Here is a 4,924-nt window from a genome sequence, read left to right as displayed (position 1 = left end):
GCGGGTCAGCGGGCGAGGCGGTCGGTGGCGGCGCGGGCGGCTTGGAGCATGGTGGGTTCGCCCTCGGCTTGGCCGCGTCCGTGTCCGGCTCCGGAGAGGATGGTCAGTTCGGCGTCGGTCCAGCGCTGGGCGAGGCGGACGGGGATGTCGGCGGGGCCGCTGATGTCGAGGCGGCCGTGGATCATCGCGCCGGGGATGCCGTTCAGGGTGTGGGCGCGCTCGAGGAGTTGGCCGTCGGGGAGGAAGGCGGTGTTGCTCCAGTAGTGGGTGACCAGGCGGGCGAAGGTCATGCGGAAGTCGGGGTCGTCGTAGCGGGGGTTGGGGCGGGCTTCGGGGACGGTGGAGATGTGCACGTCCTCCCATCGGCACCAGGCGCGGGCGGCGTCGTCGCGTACGCGGGGATCGGGGTCGGTCAGGAGGTGGGCGTAGGCGGTGGCCAGGTCGTGGGGGTCGGCGTGGGGTCCGGCGGCGTGGCGGAAGCGGTCCCATTCTTCGGGGAAGATGCGGCCCATGTCGTGGGTGATCCAGTGGACCTCGGCGGCGGTGGTGGTGGTGACGCAGACCAGGACGATGCCGTGGACGCGGGTGGGGTGGGTTTGGGCGTAGGCCAGGGCGAGGGTGGAGCCCCAGGAGCCGCCGAGGATGAGCCAGGTGTCGATGCCCAGGTGGGTGCGCAGGGTTTCGATGTCGTTGATGAGGTGGTGGGTGGTGTTGGTGGTCAGGTCGGTGGTGGGGTCGTGGGCGGGTGGGGTGCTGTGGCCGGTGCCGCGTTGGTCCAGGAGGATGACGCGGTGGCGGGTGGTGTCGAAGAAGGCGGTCCAGCCGGGGTGGCAGCCGGAGCCGGGTCCGCCGTGCAGGACGAGGGCGGGGGTGCCGTGGGGGTTGCCGTGGGCCTGCCAGTAGAGGTGGTGGCCTTGTCCGACGTTGAGCATGCCCTCGGCGTGGGGTGGGGGTGTGGTCATGGTGACTCCTTGTGGTGGGGTGTGTGGAGTCTAGGGGTTTGGGTGGGTGGGGGGCACGGGGGTTTGGGGGAGCCGGGGGCGGGTGGTGTGGGGGTGTTGGGATGCTGGGGTTTTGGACGGTTGTGCGGGGGAGTGTGTGGTGGAGGAGTCGACGCTGGTGGAGGACGAGTTCGTGGTGTTTTGGAGTGAGCGGCGGTTGTGCATGTTGGCCAGTCCGCGTCCGGACGGGAGTATCCATCAGGTGCCGGTGGGGGTGACGTTTGACGCGCGGCGGCGGGTGGCGCGGGTGATCTGTGATGGTGCGAGTTACAAGGCGCGGAATCTGGCGGCGCACGCGGGGGTGCGGGTGTCGGTGAGTCAGGTGGAGGGGCGCCGGTGGTCGACGTTGGAGGGTTCGGCGCGGGTGTCGCGGGATCCGGGGGTGGTGGCTGAGGCGGAGCGTCGGTATGCCGAGCGGTATCGGCGGCCGCGGGAGAACCCGAATCGGGTGGTGATCGAGATCGCGGTGGATCGGGTGTTGGGGAACGTGCGCCCGGTGTGGGGGTGAGGTGAGGGGGTGTCTCACCCCCTCTTCTTTGTTGTGGTGGGTGGGGTTAGCGGGGTGTGTCGGTGCGGGGTGGGACGGGGATGCGTTCGAGGTCGGCGGCGAGCACGATGGGGCCGTCGAACTCTTGTGCGGCTTGGGCGAGGAAGTGGGGTTCGTCGGTGGCGTCGTAGCGTTCGGACAGGTGGGTCAGGACGAGGGTGCGCACCTGGGCCTGGGCGGCGATGCGGCCGGCCTGGCGGGCGGTGAGGTGTTGGTAGGAGCGGGCGAGTTCGGCTTGGCCGTCGAGGAAGGTGGCCTCGATGACGAGCATGTCGGCGCCGCGGGCGAGTTCGACGGCGTTGGCGCATTCGCCGGTGTCCATGACGAAGGCGAACACCTGTCCGGGGCGGGGTGTGGCGCAGTCGGCGAGGGTGACGGTGCGTCCGTCGTCGGTGGTGAGGGTGCCCTGGCGTTGGAGTTGGGAGATGCGGGGGCCGTGGATGCCGTGGGCGCGCAGGCGGTCGGGGAGCATGCGCCAGCCGTCGGGTTCGGCGATGCGGTAGCCGTGGCAGGGGATGGAGTGGTTCAGGGGCAGGGTGGTGATGTGGAGGTCTTTGTCCCCGGGGATGTGGGTGGTCTCGGGGGTGAGGGGTTGGCTGATGATGACGCTGGTGTCGTGGAAGACGGAGGCGTGGCGTAGGCGGCGCCAGTACTGTTCGCCGTCGGCGGGGTAGGCGACGCGGACGGGGTGGGGGACGCGGTCGCGGGCCAGGCGTTGGATGATGCCGGGCAGGCCGAGGCAGTGGTCGCCGTGGAAGTGGGTGATGAGCACGCGGGTGATGTCGGTGGCGGCGAGTTTGGCCAGGCGCATCTGGCGTTGGGTGCCTTCTCCGGGGTCGAGGAGGATGCCGTGGTTGTCCCAGCGCAGGAAGTAGCCGTTGTGGTTGCGGGTGCGGGTGGGGACGGCGCTGGAGGTGCCCAGGACCGCGAGTTCGCGTACGGACATGGGTTGGATCATGCCATCTGCGGGTGGTGGGGCAGGGGGTTTGTGGGGGGTGTGTGGTTCAGGCGGGGTCGATGGGGGTCAGGACGCGGCGCAGCAGGTCGGCGAGTTGGGTGCGTTCGTCGGGTGTGAGGGGGGCCAGGACGGCGGCTTCGCGGTCGAGTTGGGTGGGGTAGAGGCGGTCGATGAGGTCGCGGCCCTGGGGGGTGAGTTGGACCTGGACTTCGCGGCGGTGGGGTTGGAGGGGGGTGCGGGTGATGAGGCCGGCGGTTTCCAGGCGGATGAGGCGTTTGGTGGTGGCGGCGCCGGAGGAGAGGGTGGCGCGGGTGAGTTGGCGGGGGCGTAGACCCTGGGGGGAGCGGCGCAGGGCGGACAGGACCTCGAATTCGGGGCGGGTGAGGTCGCTGTCGGCGAGGTGGTCGTCGGTGATGGTGTTCATCAGCGAGGCCAGGCGACGGACGCGGCCGATGGTCTCCATGCTGGACAGGTCCAGGTCTGGGCGCTGGTGGGCCCAGGCGTCGCGGAAGCGGGCGACGGCGTCGCTCATGGTGTGCTGTTCCTGACGGCCGGTGGTAGGGATGCCCCGGGTGTGGGCGGCGGGTGACCACACTAATATAGTTCACTTGTGAATTACTTTGGTTCTGTTTGGTGGGCGCGCCTGTTGGGTCTGGGAGGTGCTCTGCGGCCGCGGCGCGTGATCGGCAACGTCGCGGTGACGGCGGTGCGCGCCGGCGTGTGTGTGGCCGTGCCCCTGGTGGTGTTGGTGGGGATCGATCGTGTCGACCTGGCCCCGTACGCGGCGCTGGGGTGTTTCACGGCTTTGTACGCGCGCGATGACACCTACGCTCGGCGGCGTCGGGTCTTGGCGCTGGTGGGGGCCACGTTGACGGTGTCGGTGCTGGTGGGGGCCCTGACCCGGGCGCTGGTCGGCGGGGCGTGGGTGTCGGTGCTGGTGGTGGCGGTGGTGGCCGCGGCGGTCAAGTTCGTCTCCGACGCCTGGGACTTCGGTCCGCCGGGCGGGTTGATGTTCGTGTTCGCGGCGGGGGTGAGCTCCTACACTCCGCAGAGCCTGGGCGCGATACCGGTGCAGGTCGCCGTGACCGCGGCGGCGGCCGCCCTGTGTTGGGTGGTGGCGTCGGTGGGGGTGCTGGTGCATCCGAGCGCGCCGGAGCGGTTGGTGGTGGCGCGTGCCCTGGTGGCGGTGGCCCATCAGCTGCGGGACCCGTGTCTGGGGCGGCGCGGGGCCGCCGAGGCGGCGGTGTGTCGGGCCTGGGGGGTGGTGGTGGCCGCGCCGCGTTGGCGTGTGGCGGTGCCCGAGTTGGAGGTGTTGACGGCGCGCGCGGACGCCGCGTTGGCGGGGTCGGGGGATCGGGTGGTCGATGCGCGCACGGCCGCGGAGTTCACCGAGTTGGCGCGGCGGTGTCGTCGTGCCCGGGTGCCCGAGGTGTTGGCGGGTGAGGAGGAGTGGGCGGTGTTGGCCGCCCAGGCCGAGCGGGTGCGTGGGGCCCGGTTGGGTGCGCTCGGGTGGGGCGGGCGGCTTGGGCGGGCCTGGCGGTGGCCCTCGGCCGCGCCGGTGTCGGCGGCGCGGGTGATGGTGGCCGCCTTGGCGGCGGGGGCGTTGGCGCCGGTGCTGGGGGTGGAGCACTGGTATTGGGCGGTGGTCTCGGCGGCGTCGGTGTTGCAGGCCACCAACGTGTCCTCGACCTGGCATCGCACGGTGCAGCGTGCCACGGGCACGGTCGCGGGGATCGTGGTGGCGGCGGCGGTGTTCGCGGTCGACCACACGGTGTGGAGCACGGTGGTGTTGATCGTGGCCTGTCAGATCGGCGCGGAGTTGGTGGTGATGACCAACTACGCGTACGCGATCGTGCTGGTGACACCGTTGACGTTGGCGTTGTCGAGTCTGACTCAGCCGGGGGCGACCACGGACGGGATGGTGTTGGAGCGGTTGTGGGCCACGGTGTTGGGGGCCGTGGTGGGCGCCGTGGTGTGTGTGGTGGTGCTCAATCGGCGGGGTCCGGCGCGGGTGGAGGCGGCGTTGGCGGTGTGTGAGCGTGCGTGTGCGCGGGTGGAGGCCGGTGGTGGTGTGGTGGCCCGGTACCGGTTGGCGGGGGCGTTGGTGGATGTGTGGCGGGTGCAGGAGGAGGCCGAGGGGGAGGTGTGGTCGCGTGGTGGTGAGGCCGGGCGGGTGTGGGGTGTGGAGTCTCGGGCGCGGGCGTTGGTGGACCGGGAGCGTGTGGTGGTTGCTGTGGCGGTGGGGTGATCAGCGCAGGGTGTGGGGGTCGATGCCCAGCAGGTCGGTCAGGGCGTGTTCGCCTTGGGGGGTGATGCGCAGGGCGCGTCCGGTTCCCAGGGGTTGGCACCAGCCGAAGGTGAGGGCGTGGTGGCACAGGGCGGCGCCGGCGGCTCCGGCCAGGGGGGGGCGGCGTTGGG

The 4,924-nt window shown here is 71.3% G+C and carries 5 protein-coding genes; 2 read left to right on the top strand and 3 right to left on the bottom strand.

Annotation, left to right across the window (positions count from 1 at the left end):
- Window positions 1–5: 5 nt before the first annotated feature.
- Window positions 6–962 carry a prolyl aminopeptidase gene (gene pip / locus D471_RS0111970; RefSeq protein ID WP_017598833.1) on the bottom strand — a complete coding sequence of 319 codons (957 nt, stop codon included), beginning with the start codon at window positions 960–962 and terminating at the stop codon, window positions 6–8.
- Between the two features lie 139 nt (window positions 963–1,101).
- Here pip and D471_RS0111965 point away from each other — a divergent pair, with 139 nt between their 5' ends.
- Window positions 1,102–1,509 (top strand): TIGR03618 family F420-dependent PPOX class oxidoreductase, encoded by a 408-nt coding sequence (locus tag D471_RS0111965; RefSeq protein ID WP_017598832.1) that lies wholly within the window; start codon window positions 1,102–1,104, stop codon window positions 1,507–1,509.
- A 46-nt stretch (window positions 1,510–1,555) separates the two neighbouring features.
- Here D471_RS0111965 and D471_RS0111960 read toward each other — a convergent pair whose 3' ends face one another.
- Window positions 1,556–2,494, bottom strand: coding sequence for a ribonuclease Z (locus tag D471_RS0111960; protein WP_017598831.1), 939 nt, complete (start codon window positions 2,492–2,494; stop codon window positions 1,556–1,558).
- 58 nt (window positions 2,495–2,552) lie between these two features.
- Window positions 2,553–3,038 (bottom strand): MarR family winged helix-turn-helix transcriptional regulator, encoded by a 486-nt coding sequence (locus D471_RS0111955; RefSeq protein WP_017598830.1) that lies wholly within the window; start codon window positions 3,036–3,038, stop codon window positions 2,553–2,555.
- A gap of 147 nt (window positions 3,039–3,185) precedes the next feature.
- Here D471_RS0111955 and D471_RS42300 point away from each other — a divergent pair, with 147 nt between their 5' ends.
- The gene (locus D471_RS42300; protein ID WP_017598829.1) at window positions 3,186–4,754 is read left to right on the top strand and encodes an FUSC family protein; all 1,569 of its coding nucleotides are present in this window, start codon (window positions 3,186–3,188) and stop codon (window positions 4,752–4,754) included.
- The last annotated feature ends 170 nt before the right edge of the window (window positions 4,755–4,924 follow it).

Source organism: Nocardiopsis lucentensis DSM 44048 (genome assembly GCF_000341125.1).
Taxonomy (GTDB): Bacteria; Actinomycetota; Actinomycetes; order Streptosporangiales; family Streptosporangiaceae; genus Nocardiopsis; species Nocardiopsis lucentensis.
This window is presented reverse-complemented; position numbering and strand designations above follow the sequence as displayed.